The organism is Chromobacterium haemolyticum, assembly GCF_009936155.1.
Lineage (GTDB): Bacteria > Pseudomonadota > Gammaproteobacteria > Burkholderiales > Chromobacteriaceae > Chromobacterium > Chromobacterium haemolyticum.
Genome location: NZ_AP019312.1, coordinates 3,030,782 through 3,047,201, shown reverse-complemented (window position 1 = coordinate 3,047,201; position 16,420 = coordinate 3,030,782). Strand labels below are relative to the sequence as shown.

Annotated in this window: 16 protein-coding genes; 15 read left to right on the top strand and 1 reads right to left on the bottom strand. The window is 62.4% G+C overall.

All coding sequences use genetic code 11. The annotated features are described in order from the left end of the window. Positions 1-55 precede the first annotated feature (55 nt). A complete protein-coding gene (locus GYH29_RS13990; RefSeq protein ID WP_161523978.1) occupies positions 56-1,027 on the bottom strand; it encodes a bile acid:sodium symporter family protein in 972 nt (323 codons plus the stop codon). Positions 1,028-1,122: 95 nt separating this feature from the next. Here GYH29_RS13990 and GYH29_RS13985 point away from each other — a divergent pair, with 95 nt between their 5' ends. The 15 genes from GYH29_RS13985 to GYH29_RS13915 all read left to right on the top strand — a co-directional run bounded on the left by GYH29_RS13985 (position 1,123) and on the right by GYH29_RS13915 (position 16,415). Next, complete coding sequence (locus GYH29_RS13985; RefSeq protein WP_161523977.1) at positions 1,123-2,046, top strand: LysR family transcriptional regulator; 924 nt, start codon at positions 1,123-1,125, stop codon at positions 2,044-2,046. A gap of 194 nt (positions 2,047-2,240) precedes the next feature. Beyond that, positions 2,241-3,458, top strand: coding sequence for an EAL domain-containing response regulator (locus tag GYH29_RS13980; RefSeq protein WP_019100005.1), 1,218 nt, complete (start codon positions 2,241-2,243; stop codon positions 3,456-3,458). Positions 3,459-3,469: 11 nt separating this feature from the next. Beyond that, entirely contained in the window at positions 3,470-3,979 is a 510-nt protein-coding gene (locus tag GYH29_RS13975; protein ID WP_043592932.1) for a molybdopterin-dependent oxidoreductase, read from the top strand. Positions 3,980-3,984: 5 nt separating this feature from the next. Next, positions 3,985-6,210: an ATP-binding protein gene (locus tag GYH29_RS13970; RefSeq protein ID WP_052052173.1), complete on the top strand. Its 2,226-nt coding sequence runs from the start codon at positions 3,985-3,987 to the stop codon at positions 6,208-6,210. Between the two features lie 129 nt (positions 6,211-6,339). After that, positions 6,340-6,837 carry a low molecular weight protein-tyrosine-phosphatase gene (locus GYH29_RS13965; RefSeq protein ID WP_174243642.1) on the top strand — a complete coding sequence of 166 codons (498 nt, stop codon included), beginning with the start codon at positions 6,340-6,342 and terminating at the stop codon, positions 6,835-6,837. A gap of 79 nt (positions 6,838-6,916) precedes the next feature. Next, on the top strand, positions 6,917-7,615 hold the full coding sequence (locus GYH29_RS13960) for a chemotaxis protein CheB (protein ID WP_107733110.1): 699 nt from the start codon (positions 6,917-6,919) through the stop codon (positions 7,613-7,615). A 22-nt stretch (positions 7,616-7,637) separates the two neighbouring features. Beyond that, positions 7,638-9,014 carry a sigma-54-dependent transcriptional regulator gene (locus GYH29_RS13955; protein ID WP_019099999.1) on the top strand — a complete coding sequence of 459 codons (1,377 nt, stop codon included), beginning with the start codon at positions 7,638-7,640 and terminating at the stop codon, positions 9,012-9,014. A gap of 2 nt (positions 9,015-9,016) precedes the next feature. After that, positions 9,017-9,337: a flagellar hook-basal body complex protein FliE gene (gene fliE, locus GYH29_RS13950; protein ID WP_019099998.1), complete on the top strand. Its 321-nt coding sequence runs from the start codon at positions 9,017-9,019 to the stop codon at positions 9,335-9,337. A 101-nt stretch (positions 9,338-9,438) separates the two neighbouring features. Beyond that, positions 9,439-11,133 (top strand): flagellar basal-body MS-ring/collar protein FliF, encoded by a 1,695-nt coding sequence (fliF, locus tag GYH29_RS13945; protein WP_019099997.1) that lies wholly within the window; start codon positions 9,439-9,441, stop codon positions 11,131-11,133. Further along, positions 11,126-12,124 carry a flagellar motor switch protein FliG gene (fliG, locus tag GYH29_RS13940; protein ID WP_161523976.1) on the top strand — a complete coding sequence of 333 codons (999 nt, stop codon included), beginning with the start codon at positions 11,126-11,128 and terminating at the stop codon, positions 12,122-12,124. Before fliF ends, fliG begins: the two co-directional genes overlap by 8 nt. Continuing rightward, positions 12,105-12,935, top strand: coding sequence for a flagellar assembly protein FliH (locus GYH29_RS13935; protein ID WP_043592939.1), 831 nt, complete (start codon positions 12,105-12,107; stop codon positions 12,933-12,935). The genes fliG and GYH29_RS13935 overlap by 20 nt, the downstream gene beginning before the upstream one ends. Continuing rightward, a complete protein-coding gene (gene fliI / locus GYH29_RS13930) occupies positions 12,913-14,310 on the top strand; it encodes a flagellar protein export ATPase FliI (protein ID WP_043592941.1) in 1,398 nt (465 codons plus the stop codon). The genes GYH29_RS13935 and fliI overlap by 23 nt, the downstream gene beginning before the upstream one ends. Positions 14,311-14,319: 9 nt before the next feature. After that, positions 14,320-14,769 carry a flagellar export protein FliJ gene (gene fliJ, locus GYH29_RS13925; RefSeq protein ID WP_043592943.1) on the top strand — a complete coding sequence of 150 codons (450 nt, stop codon included), beginning with the start codon at positions 14,320-14,322 and terminating at the stop codon, positions 14,767-14,769. A 73-nt stretch (positions 14,770-14,842) separates the two neighbouring features. After that, complete coding sequence (locus GYH29_RS13920) at positions 14,843-15,784, top strand: flagellar hook-length control protein FliK (protein WP_161523975.1); 942 nt, start codon at positions 14,843-14,845, stop codon at positions 15,782-15,784. Positions 15,785-15,890: 106 nt separating this feature from the next. Then, positions 15,891-16,415 carry a flagellar basal body-associated FliL family protein gene (locus tag GYH29_RS13915; protein ID WP_019099991.1) on the top strand — a complete coding sequence of 175 codons (525 nt, stop codon included), beginning with the start codon at positions 15,891-15,893 and terminating at the stop codon, positions 16,413-16,415. Positions 16,416-16,420 lie beyond the last annotated feature (5 nt).

The window sequence follows — 16,420 nt, the reverse complement described above, 5'->3', positions numbered from 1 at the left end:
GTCCTGGCCATGTCCGCGCAACACCCCGCTCGAATCCGAGCGGGGTGTTGTCTTTTTAACGAGACTCCGCCGTTTGTTGTTGCCGGCGGTAGCGCTGCGCCAGCGTCGCGCACGCCATCAACTGGATCTGGTGGAACAGCATCAGCGGCAGCACGATGGAGCCCAGCGTCGGCGCGGCGAACAAGACCTTGGCCATGGGCACGCCGCTGGCCAGGCTTTTCTTGGAGCCGCAAAACACAATGGTGATCTGGTCCGCGCGTGAAAAACCCAGCTTGCGGCTCAGCAGCATGGTGATGCCCAGCAGCAGGCCGAGCAGAATCAGGTTGACCAGCAGCAGCGCGGCCAGCGCCCGGGGAGGCGTTTGCCGCCACAGCCCGCTGATCACCGCGGCGCTGAAGGCGGTGTAGACCACCAGCAGGATGGAGCCCTGATCGACGTAGCGCAGCAGGCCCTTGTTGCGGTCCACCCAGCCGCCTATCCAGCGCCGGGCGATCTGGCCGGCGACGAAGGGCAGCAGCAATTGCATCACGATGTCCAGCACCGGCCCCCAGCCCTGGCCGGCGCCGTGGTGCTTGACCACCAGCAGGCTGACCAGCAGAGGCGTGATGAAGATGCCCAGGATGTTGGAGGCGGTGGCGCTGCAGATGGCGGCAGGCACATTGCCCTGCGCCATGGAGGTGAAGGCGATGGACGACTGCACGGTGGAAGGCAGCATGCACAGATAGAGCACGCCCAGGTAGAGCTCAGGCGTCAGCAGCGGCTGCAAGGCCGGTTGCAAGGCTAGGCCGAGCGCCGGAAACAGCAGGAAGGTGCAGCCCAGCACCAGCAGGTGCAGCCGCCAATGCGCGGCGCCGGCCAGCACCGCCTCGCGCGACAGCTTGGCGCCGTGCAGGAAGAACAGCAGCGCGATCGCCAGATTGGTGACGAGGTTGAACGCGGCGGCGACGTCGCTGGAGCAGGGCAGAACGGAAGCCAGCGCGACGGTGGCGAGCAGGGACAGGGTGAAGGCGTCGAGTAGTTTGGGCATGGGGCGATGCGGCGATGGCAGGGGAAGCCGCTATTGAACCGCAGTGCAATTGAGAATACAAATGCATTTATCTGATCTATTCATGAGTAATTGATATGAATGTGACTTTACGCCAATTGCGGGTCTTCCAGGCCGTGATCGAACTGGGCGGCTTCAGCCGCGCCGGCGACGCGCTGGGTCTGACTCAGCCGGCGGTCAGCCGCGCGGTGAGGGAGCTGGAGCAAGCCTTGGACTTGCGCTTGTTCGACCGCACCACGCGAGAGGTGGAGCCCACCGCGGCGGCCCGTCGGCTGCAGGGGAAGCTGACGCGGGTGCTGGAAGCGCTGCAAGAGGCGTTGAGCGAAGCTCGGATGGAGGGCGCGCAGGCCCACGGCGTGGTGCGAGTGGCCAGCAGCCCTACCTTGTCGGCTAGCCTGATGCCTTTGTTGATTGCGCGTTGTCGGCAGCGCTACCCGCAATTGAAGCTGGTACTGCACGATCAGGTGCAACGGTTGAACATCGAGGCGGTCACGAGCGGGGAGGTGGATTTCGGCCTGGTGGTGGAGCCCGACGCGGCTGTTCCGCTGGAGAGCGAACCCTTGCTGGAGGACGACTTCTGGCTGGTGTGCCGCAGCGACCACGATTTGGCCGCCCATGAGGCCGCGCATTGGGCGCAGTTGGACGGCCTGCCGCTGGTGTTGCTGGACCACAGCTCCGGCAGCCGCAGACTGATTGATGAGCTGCTGGTCAAGCATGGCCTGGAGTGCGAAGTGACGCAGCAATTGGGGCACTCGCAATCGGTGTTCCACATGGTGGAGGCCGGCCTGGGCCTCAGCGTCACGCCTGGGCTGGCCATGCCACTGCCCGCCGGCGGCGGTTTGAGCGTATTGCCCCTGCTGCCGGTGGAAAGGCGCCGCATTGTGTTGATCAAACGGCCTAACCGTTCCTTGTCGCCGCTGGCGCGGAAAGTTTGGCAGCTGGCGCTGGAAATGCGCGCGGAACTGGCCGCCGCGGCGCGACCAGCCGCTTGGGGCGCCTGAGTTTGCCGGGCATGGCAGGGGGCGCTTGCTGGAAAAGACGAAGGCCGCAGGCTATTTAGATACTAGCAGGAGTAAAAACGGCCTTGGACCGTGGCGCGGCGTAAAACAGCGCAGAGGGGCTTGGTTGCGGAGGCTCGCAGCGGGCGCCGGTAGCGAAAATAGCCAGCAGGAGATGGGCTAGATGGGGGGGGGCGATGCCGCAAATCTTGGTGGTTGACGACGAAGCCATATCCCGGCAGTTCCTGACCGCGGTACTGCGCCAAATGGGCATGAATAAGATATCCGAAGCGGTGGACGGCTTGGACGCGCTGATGCAGCTGGATGCCGGAGACCGGGCTTTCGATCTGATCTTTTGCGATTTGGACATGCCGCGGATGGACGGCGTCGAATTTGTGCGCCATTTGGGAGAGAGGGCTTACCAAGGTAAATTACTGATCACCAGCGGTTTCGACGAGAGGGTGTTGGACAGCGTGGCGGATCTGGCGAGGATGTACGCGCTGCGCTTGTGTGGCGTCTTGCCCAAACCGGTGGATCCGGAGCAATTGCTGGCAATGCTGGCCGCGCCCATTGCGGCGGGAGAGGCCCTTTGTCTACCCATGGAGCGGATCAATAGCGAAGAGTTGCGCCTGGGTATCGATCGCGGTGAAGTGGTGCCGTTTTTCCAGCCGCAGGTGGACGTGGCCTGCGGCCGGGTGTTGAGCGTGGAGGTGCTGGCGCGTTGGCTGCATCCGCAACTGGGCCTGCTCGGCCCGCTGCAGTTCATCGAGCTGGCCGAACAGAGCGGCCTGATCACGCAGATGACCAAGCGCTTGTTCGCTGATGCGTCGCAAGCGTTGAAGCGTCTGGACGCGCGGAAGCGCCTGGACATGTCGGTCAATCTTTCCATGCAGTCCTTGAAGGACTCCAGCCTGGTGGCTTCTTTGGTGTCGATTGCGCGCGAAACCGGTTTGGAGATGTCCCGGGTGACGTTTGAAGTCACGGAAAGCGGCGTAATGGCGGATCCGGCCTCTGCGCTGGAAATCATGACCCGCTTGCGTTTGAAGGGCGCTGGCCTGGCAATTGACGATTTCGGCACCGGTTTCGCCAGCATGGACCGGCTGGCGCGCATCCCGTTCACCGAATTGAAAATCGACAAAGGCTTTGTCATCGACGCGGCGGGCAACGCCACCAACCGCTCCATTTTCCTCGGTAGCGTCGAACTGGGGCACAGGCTGGGGCTGAAAGTGGTGGCCGAAGGTGTGGCTTCCGAGGCCGAATGGGCCTTGTGCCGGGAGTTCGGCGTGTCAGCCGCTCAAGGTTCCCTGATCTCCCCGCCGGTAGACGAGGCTTCCTTCGCCGAGTGGCTGGCGAGTTGCGCGGGAGGGGGGGGGCAGTCAGCGCGGGATTGGATATTCATTGCAACGCCTACCTAAGCGAGAAAATCATGAGACGACTTGGAACCCTATTGCTGCTGCTTGGCCTGGCCGTCGCGGCGCCCTTGGCCACGGCGGCCGCCGTTTTGGCCAAACCCGTCGGCAAAGCGGTGCTGGTGATCAGCGGCAACATCAGCCAAAAGAACCAGGGCGACGCCGCGGCCTTCGACATGGCGATGTTGGCCAAGCTGCCGCAACGCAGTTTCAGCACCCATACCCCCTGGTATCCGGGCTTGACCCGCTTTTCGGGGCCGTTGTTGCGCGATGTGCTGGCCGCCGCCGGCGCCCATGGCAAATTGTTGAAGGCGGTGGCGCTGAACGACTACAAGACCGACATCCCCTTTGACGACGCCAGCCGTTTCGATGTGATCCTGGCGACTCAGATGAACGGCAAGCCAATGCCGGTGCGGGAAAAAGGACCCTTGTTCATCGTCTATCCCTACGACTCGCAAGAAGAGCTGCGTTCGGAGCTGTATTACAACCGTTCCGCCTGGCAACTCAAATCCCTGCTGGTGCATTGAGCGCGATGGATACGCCGCAGCGCAGCCATTCCACCTGGCGTAGCCTGATCTTGATCGGGGCTACGCTGGCCTGCGTGTTCGCCGGAGTGGCTTACATTCAGGTGCGGCAGGCGGACATGCTGAACACCGCGGCGCGTTACGAGGGCGACAACATCGTATGGGCCTACTTCCAGCTCGAAACCGAGGCCATGCGGCTGCAGACGACGATAGAACACGTGCTGAACCACGAGCAGGACCGGGCCGAGCTGCAGGAGCGCTACGACATCTTTGTCAGCCGGGTGGGAGTGGTGGATCACGGTCTGTACTCCAGCCTGCTGGACGGCACCCAGGAATACCAGCAGGCCCGTCCCAAGCTGGACGCCTTCATCCGCAAGGCCGACGCCTATTTCAGCCGCCAGTCCGGCGCGGTGCTGGAACTGGACGGCTTGCGACGGCTGGACTCCGAACTGGACTTGCTGAGCGGGCCGTTGCACGACCTGTCGCTGGTGGCCAATCAGCGCATGGCGGAGCAAGTGGACGCGCGCAACAAAAGCATGCAGCAACACATCGTGGTCAGCAATTGGTTGATGGCCTTTGAATGGGCGCTGATCCTCGGCTTCGCCACTATCGTGGTCCGGCAGTTGCGGCAGTTGGAGCGGCGGCGCCACGAGCTGGAAGAACTGACCGACGTACTGGAGCTGGCGCGGGTGCAGGCCGAAGCCGGCAGCATGGCGAAAAGCGTGTTTCTCGCCAATATGAGCCATGAAATCCGCACGCCGCTCAACGGCGTTCTGGGCATGCTCTCCTTGCTGGGAGACTGTACCCCCACGCCGGTGCAAGCCGACTACATCAAGACCGCCGAAGAGTCCGCTCGCCATCTGATGGCTTTGCTGAATGATGTGCTGGACGCCAGCAAGCTGGAGTCAGGCAAGCTGGACCTGCTGCCCACGGTGTGCAATTTGCGGCAACTATTATTGCAATGCGAAAGCCTGATGCGAGGTCAGGCCGTGGCCAAGGGGTTGGCCATGCGCATGGCTCTGGATTTGAACGTGCCCGAATGGGTGCTATGTGATCCGACCCGCCTGCGGCAAATCCTGCTCAATCTGCTCAGCAACGCGATCAAGTTCACCGAGATGGGCGCGGTGACTATCCAGGCTGAGGCCGTGGAATCGGGGGCGGAAAGCGGCGCCGTGTTGCGGATCACGGTCAGGGACACCGGCATAGGCATGGACGACGCCACCCTGGCGCGGCTGTTCAAGCGCTTCTCCCAGGGCGACAGCTCCACCGTGCGCCAATACGGCGGCAGCGGCCTGGGGCTGGAGATTTCGCAGAACCTGGCGCAGCTGATGGGCGGCGGCATCACCGTGCACAGCGCGCTGGGCGCGGGCAGTGTCTTTGTGCTGTCGCTACCCTTACAGGCGATGAGTGCGCCGGAAGGCCGGGTCAAGGCGGGGGGGGAGGCGGATCCGGCGGAGCTGGGACGTCAGCTGCGCGTTTTGGTTGTGGACGACAACCCGGTCAATCGCAAATACATGCAGGCGATGCTGCAGAAACAAGGGCATTTCGTCACCGTGATTCAGGACGGCGCGGAAGCGGTAGAGGCGGCAACTCGGCAACCTTTCGATCTGGTCTTGATGGATTTGCACATGCCGGCGATGGACGGCATCGAAGCGACAAGACATTTGCGCGAGCGTGCGATGACGCCGGGCATGAAGGTCGTCGCTTTGACGGCCGATGTTCTCGCGGAAACGCGGGATAAAGCCCTGGCCGGCGGGCTGGATGATTTTCTGGCCAAGCCGCTGCACGTGGAAGATTTCCAAGCCATGCTGGAGCGTCAGTTCGGCGATGAACCCGCTCCGGAGCACAGCGCCGAGCCCTCCATGCTGCCGGCCTTGCTGGACGTGGCGATGATAGAAAAAATGACGGAAATGCTGACCCTGGAAAAATACCGGGAGCTGGTGGCGCAATTCTTCGCCGGCAAGGTCGGCCGGGTGGACGAATTGCTGGCCGCGGCGCTGGCCGGTCAGCGGGATCAGGTGCGGCGCCACTCGCACAATTTGAAGGGCGCCGCGCTGACACTGGGCTTCAGCGCTTTGGGCGGGTCCTGTGCCGGACTGGAGCGCTTGGCCCTGGCCGCGGAGGAGGATTTGGCCGACGAGGCGGAAAGAGTGGGCCTCCTGTTTGATTCCACGCGCAGCGCCTGCATCGCGGCCGGCTATCTGGATGGCATGGACTTGCCGGCGTTGCGTTAGTCGCGGGGGCTGCGTGAAAATCGCCGGCGCGCCCCTCATGGGCGCGTAGCCGGCGGTGGAAGTGATAAGATCGAGGCGAGTCAGTGCTTGAATCCCATACTGAATAAAAATAGAGAGCCGAAGCCGTCCATGAGCCAGAACGATTGCTTGTCCATTTTGTTTGTTTGCATGGGAAACATCTGCCGGTCGCCAACCGCGGAAGGGGTGATGCGCGCCAAGCTCAAGAGCGCAGGCCTGGAGGCGCGGATGCGGGTGGAATCCGCGGGCACGCATGACTACCACGTCGGCGAAGCACCGGACCGGCGCACCTGTCAGGCGGCGCTGCGCCGCGGCTACGACCTGTCCGATTTGCGGGCAAGACAGGTGGAAGCGCTCGATTTCGAGCGTTTCGACTGGATTTTGGCCGCCGACCGGCAAAATTTGGCTTTGTTAAACGCCCAATGTCCGCCATCCTATCGCGGCAAGCTGCATTTATTGCTGGAGCCGCTGTCCGGCGCCGTCCGCGAGGTGCCCGATCCCTACTACGGCGGCGCTGGCGGTTTCGACGCCGTGCTGGATCTGGTGGAGGCGGCTTGCGACGCCTGGCTGGCCCGCATCGCCGATGCGGAAACGGAGCCGGCGCCATGAAGCCGTTTGACGCGGAAGTGCCGCGCGCGCGGGCTGTTTTTACGATAACCATAGAAAGCCAAGGACGCGTATGGGGCAGATGACGAGGGGAGCCTCCGCCAAGAAGCCGCTGGATGTTGTGCCCAGCCACAATGCGGACATCATCTTGCCCAAGCAGGCCGGTAAAATGCCCTTGGCCAGCCAGGCAGTGATCGTCATCGGCTCTTCCACCGGGGGCACGGAGGCCCTGCGCACCTTGCTGACCGCGCTGCCGCCCTCGATGCCGCCCATTCTGATCACTCAGCACATGCCGGAAATGTTCACCCATTCCTTCGCCACGCGCTTAAACACCTTGTGCAAGTTGACTGTGAAAGAGGCGGAAGACAATGAACGGCTGCAAAACGGCACCGTCTACATCGCGCCGGGCCATTCCCACCTGCTGATCAAGCCCGCGCCCACCATAGGCTACGCCATCGGCCTGCATGCCGGACCGCCGGTCAACCGGCATCGGCCGTCGGTGGACGTGCTGTTCCGCTCCGCCGCCAATCTGGTGGGCAAGAACTGCATCGGCGTTATCCTGACCGGAATGGGCAGGGACGGCGCCAGCGGCATGCTGGAGCTCAAGCAGGCAGGCGCCTGGAATATTGCCCAGGACGAAGCCAGCTGCGTCGTGTTCGGCATGCCCAAGGAAGCCATCGCCATGGGCGGCGCGCATGAGGTGCTGGCCTTGGAGAGCATCGCCACGCGCCTGTCGGTGCTGGCCTCGCAAAAGCAACACCAAGCCGGCGGGTCGGCTTAACCCTCTGATAGAACAAGAAAACATGAAGTATCTCCCTATTTTGGTGGTGGAAGACGACGCCGATTTGCGCGAAGCCATCGTCGACACTTTGAGCCTGGCCGGCTACCCCACATTGGAGGCTGGCGACGGCGCCGCGGCCCTGGCCAAATTGAAAGAAGCGCCGGTGGGGTTGATCGTGTCCGACGCCCAAATGGCGCCGATGGACGGCTATACGCTGTTTGAGGAGGCGAAAAAGCGTTATCCCGGCGTGCCTTTCATTCTGATGACCGCATACGGCGTGATTGAAAGGGCGATTGAATTGCTGCGCGCGGGCGCCGCGCATTACCTGCTCAAACCGTTCGAGCCGGCTAGTCTGATTACTGAAGTGGAAAAGCACCTGCTGCGCATGCCCAGCGAAGCGGGCGGCGAAGTGGTGGCGGAGTCCGCCGCGATGCGGCAACTGTTCGCGCTGGCCGGGCGCGTGGCCGGAAGCGACGTCAGCGTGATGATTTCCGGCCCCAGCGGCGTAGGCAAGGAGGTGTTGGCGCGTTACATCCACCGGCACTCCAGGCGCTGCGAAGGGCCTTTCGTCGCGGTCAACTGCGCGGCCATCCCGGAAAACCTGCTGGAGTCCACCTTGTTCGGCCATGAGCGCGGCGCCTTCACCGGCGCGGCGCAGGCCTTGCCGGGGAAGTTCGAGCAGGCGCAGGGCGGTACCATTTTGCTGGACGAAGTCACCGAGATGCCGCTGTCGCTGCAAGCCAAATTGCTGCGGGTGCTGCAGGAGCGGGAAGTGGAGCGCGTCGGCGGCACGCGAACCTTGAAACTGGATATCCGCGTGTTGGCCACTTCCAACCGCGACCTGCAAGCCGCGGTGGACGCAGGCCAATTCCGCGAGGACCTGTATTTTCGCCTGAACGTGTTCCCGATGCGCATCCCCGCGCTGGCTGAGCGGCGCGACGATATTCTGCCTCTGGCACGAATCATGCTTAAAAAGTACGCAGAGGCCGCCGGAAGAGGCAATCTGATCCTGTCCGAGGATGCGGAACGTCATTTGACGGCCTATAGTTGGGAGGGTAACATCCGCGAACTGGAGAATGTGGTGCAGCGGGCGGTGATTCTTGCCGCCGGGGCGGAAATTTTTGCCGCCGATCTGCTGCTGGATCACGACTCCGTCGCGGCTCAGGTTACCCGGACAGCGTCTGAAAAAGACAATTCCGTGTCGGATGAAACCGACATGAAAACGCTAGAGAAACGCCATATTCTGGAAACCTTGACCGCGGTGGGCGGCGTCAAGAAGCTGGCCGCGGAAAAACTGGGCATCAGCGAGCGCACATTGCGCTATAAATTGCAGCGTTACCGTGATGAAGACGCTGCCGACGGATGTCAGGAGGTTCCAGGTGGAAATGGCTTGGAGTAACCATGTCAGTGCCAAATATCGATCAACTGTTGGGCGAGCTGCGCACCGCCTCGGCCCTGGCCGCGGGCAAACCCGCCGCTACGGCCCCGGAAGCGTCCCAGGTGGACTTCTCCGCTGTGCTAAAGTCCACCTTGGAGCAGGTGAACTCGGCGCAGCAGACTTCGCAGGAGATGCAGAAGCAATTTGAATTGGGTGACGAGGGGGTCAACCTGCAGGACGTGATGGTGTCGCTGCAGAAAGCCAGCCTGTCGTTCCAGACCATGGTTCAGGCGCGCAACAAGCTGGTCACCGCCTATCAGGAAATCATGAATACCCAAGTCTAGCGCTGCCGGACCCGACCAGCCGGCGGCGGTGGGCTCGAACCTAAAACCACTGTATGGCTGACCTGGCAGAAGAAAACGCTACGCCCGTTTGGCGAAGCCGCATGAATGAAGCGTCTGATCGCTTCAAAGCGCTTCCCAACAATAAAAAAGTCCTGTTCCTCGCGGCGGTGGCCGCTATTTTCGCCGTCATCGTGGGCGCGGTGGTGTTGAACCGCACGCCCAGCTATAAAATCCTGTTCTCCAATATCTCCGACCGCGACGGCGGCCAAGTGGCCGCTTCGCTGCAGCAGATGAACGTGCCGTACCAACTGGGCGAGGGCGGCACCATCTCCGTGCCCTCGGACAAGGTTTACGACGCGCGCTTGAAGCTGGCGGCGCAAGGCTTGCCCAAGGCCGGCGGCGTCGGTTTTGAGCTAATGGACAATCAGAAGTTCGGCATCAGTCAGTTCGCCGAGCAAGTCAACTATCAGCGCGCGATCGAGGGCGAACTGGCGCGTACCATTGAAGCGGTGGGTTCGGTGGAGAGCGCACGTGTTCATATCGCCATCCCCAAGCAAAGCGTATTCGTGCGCGAGCAGCAACAGCCCACCGCTTCGGTGATGTTGACCCTGTTCCGCGGCCGTTTGCTTGACGCGGGGCAGATCGCCGGCATTCTGCACTTGGTGTCCAGTTCGGTGCCCAATCTGCCGGTTAAGAACGTCACCATCGTCGATCAGGATGGCAATCTCCTGTCCAAACAGAGCGGCCCGGATGAGAACTCGGGTCTGGATCAGAGACAGCTGGGGTACGTGCGGCAGGTTGAAGAGGGTTATGTCAAGCGCATTGAGGATATCCTCGAGCCCATTTTCGGAAAGGGCAACTCGCGCGCTCAGGTTACCGCCAGCGTCGATTTCGCCGAGGTGGAGCAGACCTCGGAAACCTTCAAGCCCAATTCCAGCCCCAACCCATCCGCTACCCGCAGCCAGCAGATCAGCGAAAAGCTGAATAACGGCGCGGCGCTGCCGTCCGGGGTGCCGGGAGCCTTGTCCAATCAGCCTCCGTCGGCCGCTTCCGCGCCGATCACGCTGCCGCCGGGTGCCGCGCCCGGCACGGCCACGTTGTCCGGGCAGACCATGGGCGCGTCCGGCACCTTGCAACGCGACATCACCACCAATTACGAAGTCGACAAAACCATACAGCACACTAAGATGCCGCAGGGCGGCGTCAAGCGCCTGTCCGCCGCAGTGGTGGTCAACTACCGGCGCATGCCAGACAAGAACGGAGAGATGAAGCCGACGCCGCTGACTCCGCAGGAGGTTCAGCAGATCAATAATCTGGTCAAAGAGGCGATGGGCTTCAACACTCAGCGCGGCGACACCCTGAACGTGGTCAACGCAGCCTTCGCCGACGCCGAAGTGCCGGCGACGCTGCAGGAAAAAGTTACCGACTACGTGACCAGCAACGGTTCCAGCCTGCTCAAGTACGGCCTGCTGACCATCGCAGTGCTCTACCTGTTGTTCGGCGTGGTGCGCCCCATCATGCGCGACTTGGTCAAGCCGCCGGCCCCAGCCAAGGGCAGCGAAGAAGAGGCCGCGGCGCAGGCCGCCGCCGCGGGCGGTCGCTTGCTGGGCGTCGCAGGAGAAGAGGGCGAAGAAGGCGCGGCCGGTCACGCTGGCGGCGCCGCGGGCGGCGGCGATCCGCGCGAAGCGCAGATGCGGCAATACACCACCAATCTGGAAGCGGTGCGTGAAATGGTGAAATCCGATCCGCGCATGGCCGCTCAGATCATCAAGGAATGGATAAGCGCCGATGAGTGAGAACGGAGTGCGCAAGAGCGCGGTGTTGCTGTTCAGCCTGGGTCAGGCGGAAGCCGTCGAGGTATTTAAATACCTTGGCCCCAAGGAAGTGCAGAAGATTTCTCTGGCGATGGCGGCGATCAATAATCTGAGCTACGAGCAGATTGACGAGGTAGTCAGCGAATTCAAGGGCGAGTGCGCGGCGCGCGCCAGCATCGGCGCGTCCGACGAATACTTGCGCAATGTGCTGATCGAGGCGCTGGGGCCGGATAAGGCGGCCAACCTGCTGGACAAGATCATGCAGGGCAACGATCACAGCGGGATCGAAAGTCTGAAGTGGATGGATCCTTCTTCCGCCGCCGACTTGATCCGCAACGAGCACCCGCAGATCATCGCCACCATTCTGGTGCATCTGGAGCCGGACCTGTCCAGCTCCATCCTGTCCTACTTCCCGGAACGGATGCGCAATGAAGTGCTGATCCGCACCGCCACGCTGGAAGGCGTGCAACCGCAGGCGCTGCGCGAGTTGAACGATGTGTTGACCCAGCTCTTGTCCGGCTCCGACCGCGTCAAGAAGAGCGCGGCCGGCGGCATTGGTCTGACCGCGGAAATCCTCAACTTCATGGGGTCCAACGTGGAAGCCGCGGCGCTCAACTATATCCGCGAATACGATCCGGAGCTGGCGCAGCGCATTCAGGACAAGATGTTCGTGTTCGAGAACATCCTGGAAATCGACGACCGTTCGATCCAGACCATTCTGCGCGAAGTGCAATCCGATTCCCTGGTGATCGCGCTCAAGGGCACCAGCGCCGAGCTCAAGGACAAGATTTTCCGCAATATGTCGCAGCGCGCCGCGGAAATGCTGCGCGACGATCTGGAGTCCAAGGGGCCGGTCAAACTGTCCGAAGTGGAGGCCGAGCAGAAGGAGATTCTCAAGGTGGTGCGCAAGCTAGCCGACGACGGCCAGATCGTGCTAGGCAGCAAGGGCGGTGATGAAGGTCTCGTCGAGTAATCCCATCATTCCCGGCGAAGAGTTGGAGGGCTGGAGCAGTTGGAGCCCCAACGCGCTGGACGGCCTGACCCAGAGACTGACGCCGGTGCAGCTGATGGAGCTGGCGCAGCAGCGTCGCCGTCAACAGGAGCAGGCGCAGGCTGAGTCCGCCGTCGAGCCGGCTTCGGCCGAGGGGGGGGAGGCCGCCGAAGCCGCGGACGGCGAGCGCGCGGTGAGCGGCTATCCCACCGCTGCCGAGCTGGAGGCCATTCATCAGGAGGCCTGGCAGTCCGGCCATGAGGCTGGGCTGGAGGCCGGCCGCGCGGCCGGTTACCAAGAAGGCTTGACCGCCGGGCGGGAGCAGGGCTTGGCCGAGGTGCGCGCTGAGCAGGAAGCTCGTTTCGCCGAGGCCTGGCAGCCCTTGCAACAGTTGGCGGAAGGGCTGGCGCAACAGATTTCCCGTTTTGAAACTGAATTGTCCGCGGATTGGCTGGCCTTGGCGTTGGAGCTCGCCGGCCAACTGAGCCATGGTCTGGCGCGGCAGAACCCTTTGCTGATTCAGGAGCTGCTGCGCGAGGCGCTGGACGATCTGCCTGCCACGCTGGCGCAGGCGCGCTTGCGTCTAAACCCGGCCGATCTGGAGGTGGCGCGAGAGTTTCTGGCGCAGGAAACACCGGAAACCCAGTGGCAATGGATTGAAGACCCCGAGGTGGAGCGCGGCGGCTGTGTAATAGACACTGCCGCGCTGAGGTTGGATCTGACCATGGGCACCCGTATTGCCGCCATGCGCAAGGCGCTGGGAATGGACGATGAGCCACCCGCAGCTGATTGAGCGCCAACGCGCATGGCTGCGCGACTGCGCGGACAGCGCGCGCGCCGCCAAACTGTGGCAGCCCTGTGGCAAGCTGGTTCGCGTTACTGGCATGGTGATGGAGGCTGTGGGTCTCAAGCTACCGGTGGGCAGCGCTTGTCAGGTGGCTTTGGCGGACCGGAAGCTTGTGGAGGCCGAGGTGGTGGGCTTTTCCGGCGACAAAGTGTTCCTGATGCCATTGAGCAACGTCCACGGCCTGTTGCCGGGCACGCCGGTGATGCCGCTGACGCCGCGGCACCCGCCGCAATTCGGCAAGACTCAAGCCCAGGCGGCCACCGACGGCTCGTCCGGCCGCATGGTGCCTGTGGGGCTCAGCCTGCTGGGCCGAGTGTTGGATTCGCTGGGGCGGCCGCTGGACGGCAAAGGCCCCATTCATCCGGATGCCTGGTTCCCGTTGCATAGCCAACCGATGAACCCGCTGGACCGATCGCCGGTGCGCGATGTGCTGGATGTCGGTGTGCGTGCCATCAACGGTTTGTTGACGGTGGGGCGGGGTCAGCGCTTGGGCCTGTTCGCCGGCTCCGGCGTGGGCAAGTCGGTGTTGCTGGGCATGATGGCCCGCTTCACCAAGGCCGATGTGGTGGTGGTGGGCTTGGTTGGCGAGCGCGGCCGAGAGGTCAAGGACTTCATCGAAAACATTCTGGGCGACGAAGGCATCGCCCGTTCGGTGGTGGTTGCCGCGCCGGCGGACATGCCGCCGCTGATGCGCCTGCACGGGGCGGCTTACGCCACCGCGCTGGCCGAATACTTCCGCGCTCAAGGCCTGGACGTGTTGCTGCTGATGGATTCGGTGACCCGCTATGCGATGGCGCAGCGCGAGATCGCGCTGGCCATTGGCGAGCCGCCGGTGACCAAGGGCTATCCGCCGTCGGTGTTCGCGCGCCTGCCGCAATTGATTGAGCGCGCAGGCAACGCCGCGGAGGGCGGCGGTTCCATCACGGGCTTTTATACGGTGTTGTCTGAAGGTGACGATCAGCAGGATCCGATTGCCGATTCCGCCCGCGCCATTCTGGACGGCCACTTTGTGCTGTCGCGAGAACTGGCCGAGTCCGGTCACTATCCGGCCATCGATATCGAGCAATCCATCAGTCGGGTCATGGTGGATGTGGTGCCTCAAGCGCAGATGGCCTTGGCCCGGCAATTCAAGCAGCTGTACTCCCGCTATCAACGCAACCGCGACCTGATCAGCGTCGGTGCCTACGTGCCGGGTTCTGACCCGGTGCTAGACGACGCGATGCGGCGCCAGTTGCCCATGGTCGGTTTTTTGACCCAGCCGATGCATGAGTCGCAGGATTTCTCTTCCAGTTTCGAACAATTGCAGGGCGTGTTGTCCTGAGGCTGAGCCGTGGCGGAAAGCAAATACCTGTTGTTGATTCGTTTGGCCGACGACAAGCAGAAAGCGGCCGCCGAGCGTATGCGGCTGGCGCAAAGCCGGTTGGCGGAGGCCCGTTCGCGCCAGGAGCAGCTGGACGCTTTTCGCGGCGAGTACCGGCAACGGCTGACCAGCCGGGGCGCGCAGGGCATCAGCGCTTTGCAATATCAGGATTTTCAACGTTTTCTCGCACGCCTGGATGAGGCCATGGTGCAGCAGCAGGGAGATGTGGAGCGCTGCACTCAGCGCTTCTTGCTGGAGCGCCAGGCCTGGCAGCATGAGTACAAGAAGCTCAAAGCCTACGAAAAACTGTTGCAGCGCGAGCAAGAGCGCGCTGCCATGCGCGAGGCGCGGGTGCAGCAGAAGGCCAGCGATGAATTCGCCACCCGGCGGTTTTGGGACAGTACCCACGGCGAGGAGTGAGGGCCGACTCAAGGTCCGCGCTTGGCACGCTAGTTGCTTTATTGCTTGCGTCTTACTTGTTAGAGAGTCGGCCATGACGACACCTGTGAACGCAGCCGCGGCCAATCCGGTCAGCGGCAAAGCCAATATGCCGGGGGGTAATCTGGCCACTGCCGGCGATACCGGCGCCGGCGATCTGTTCGCCAGTCTGCTGGGGCTGCAGATGAGCTCCTTGGGCAGCTCCTTCTTGCCGGGCGCCAACGCCGACCCTTTGGCGGAGGCGATCCTGGACAAGGATAAGCCGACCAAGAGCGAGGATGGTCAGACTTTGGCGACGCCGTTGCCGGGAATGCCGCTGATGGGCTCTGCGCAGCAGCCTGTTCAGCAGCAGGCGGTGACTTCGCTGCGGGCCAATAGCGATTTACCAACCGGTGCCAAGCCCGTTGAACTCAAGCCCGACATTGCGGCGACGCTGCCCGCTTCGCTGGCCAAAGCCCGCAATCTGTCGCTGCCGGCGCAGCAAAATTTGCCGGAGGACGGCAAGGTCTTGCCGCAGTTTTTGCCGCTTCAGGGGCATGAGCAGCTAGCGGCCAAGCCGGCTGCGCCCACGCCGGTGTTCACCGTGCAACAGCCGGTGACCGATCCCAACTGGGCCAAGGCCATGAGCGAGCAGGTGATGGGCATGGTCAGCCTCAAAGCCGACAAGGCGCAGATTCAGCTGAACCCGCCGCAATTGGGACCGATCGAGGTAACGCTGAAGATGAACGGCAACGACCAGGCGCAGGTGTTGTTCGCGGCGGCGGTGCCGGCCACGCGCGAGGCGTTGGAAAACAATATGCATCGTCTGTCTTCCATGCTGGCCGCCGGCGGCATTCAGCTAACCGACGCGCAGGTGTCCAGCGGACAATCCGGACAGCAACAGCAGGCGTTCCAGCGCGGGCAATCGCAGCGCCAGAACGAGAACGCCGAGCCCGAGCCGATGGATGCATTGAGCAGCATCAAGGCGGCTCGCGGCATTCTCAGCATTTTCGCCTGATCATTTGTGATAATCTCCCCTGTTCAATTTGCATCTAAAATTAGAAAATATAGTGAAGAAATCGTTTAAGATTTCACTATGAACACCCAGTGAACAGGGCAGGTATATGGCAGAAGATAAAAAAGCGGAAAAAGCAGAGAAAAAAGCAGGGGGCGGCGGCGGTAAATTGATGCTGATCGTCATTATATTGCTGGTGCTGGTCTTGGCCGCGGTGGGTGGCTTGGCCGCCTATATGTTCACCAATATGAATAAGCCGGCGGCGGCCGGCGAACACGCCGAGCAGACCAAGGAAAAACCCAAGAAGAAAAAAGAAGGTCCGCCGATCTTCGAAAAGCTGGATACTTTCGTGGTGAACCTGGCCGGCAACGACGGCTCCTTGCTGCAGGTGGATATGCAGGCGGAGCTGGCCGACGAGGAAGCCAAAAAGAAATTCACCGATTACGCGCCTAAAATTCGCAGCGCGTTGATCTTGCTGCTGTCGTCCAAGTCCGCGGTGGAGTTGGCCACGCCTGACGGCAAGGTGCGGCTGAAGGCCCAGGTCAAGCAGATCATCAATGAGTCGATGGACGCCGGCGAGGAGCAGCCGGTGGAAAGCGTGCTCTTCACTTCCTTCATCATCCAGAAGCAGTAAGCGGC

What these genes read in the sequence shown, in the direction of transcription:
- fliI (WP_043592941.1), top strand. Translation starts at nt 12,913, where the DNA reads ATGAGCCACCCGCAGCTGATTGAGCGCCAACGCGCATGGCTGCGCGAC.
- GYH29_RS13975 (WP_043592932.1), top strand. Translation starts at nt 3,470, where the DNA reads ATGAGACGACTTGGAACCCTATTGCTGCTGCTTGGCCTGGCCGTCGCG.
- fliF (WP_019099997.1), top strand. Translation starts at nt 9,439, where the DNA reads ATGAATGAAGCGTCTGATCGCTTCAAAGCGCTTCCCAACAATAAAAAA.
- GYH29_RS13980 (WP_019100005.1), top strand. Translation starts at nt 2,241, where the DNA reads ATGCCGCAAATCTTGGTGGTTGACGACGAAGCCATATCCCGGCAGTTC.
- GYH29_RS13935 (WP_043592939.1), top strand. Translation starts at nt 12,105, where the DNA reads ATGAAGGTCTCGTCGAGTAATCCCATCATTCCCGGCGAAGAGTTGGAG.
- GYH29_RS13915 (WP_019099991.1), top strand. Translation starts at nt 15,891, where the DNA reads ATGGCAGAAGATAAAAAAGCGGAAAAAGCAGAGAAAAAAGCAGGGGGC.
- GYH29_RS13985 (WP_161523977.1), top strand. Translation starts at nt 1,123, where the DNA reads ATGAATGTGACTTTACGCCAATTGCGGGTCTTCCAGGCCGTGATCGAA.
- GYH29_RS13965 (WP_174243642.1), top strand. Translation starts at nt 6,340, where the DNA reads ATGAGCCAGAACGATTGCTTGTCCATTTTGTTTGTTTGCATGGGAAAC.
- GYH29_RS13990 (WP_161523978.1), bottom strand. Translation starts at nt 1,027, where the DNA reads ATGCCCAAACTACTCGACGCCTTCACCCTGTCCCTGCTCGCCACCGTC.
- GYH29_RS13970 (WP_052052173.1), top strand. Translation starts at nt 3,985, where the DNA reads ATGGATACGCCGCAGCGCAGCCATTCCACCTGGCGTAGCCTGATCTTG.
- GYH29_RS13920 (WP_161523975.1), top strand. Translation starts at nt 14,843, where the DNA reads ATGACGACACCTGTGAACGCAGCCGCGGCCAATCCGGTCAGCGGCAAA.
- fliG (WP_161523976.1), top strand. Translation starts at nt 11,126, where the DNA reads ATGAGTGAGAACGGAGTGCGCAAGAGCGCGGTGTTGCTGTTCAGCCTG.
- GYH29_RS13955 (WP_019099999.1), top strand. Translation starts at nt 7,638, where the DNA reads ATGAAGTATCTCCCTATTTTGGTGGTGGAAGACGACGCCGATTTGCGC.
- fliE (WP_019099998.1), top strand. Translation starts at nt 9,017, where the DNA reads ATGTCAGTGCCAAATATCGATCAACTGTTGGGCGAGCTGCGCACCGCC.
- GYH29_RS13960 (WP_107733110.1), top strand. Translation starts at nt 6,917, where the DNA reads ATGACGAGGGGAGCCTCCGCCAAGAAGCCGCTGGATGTTGTGCCCAGC.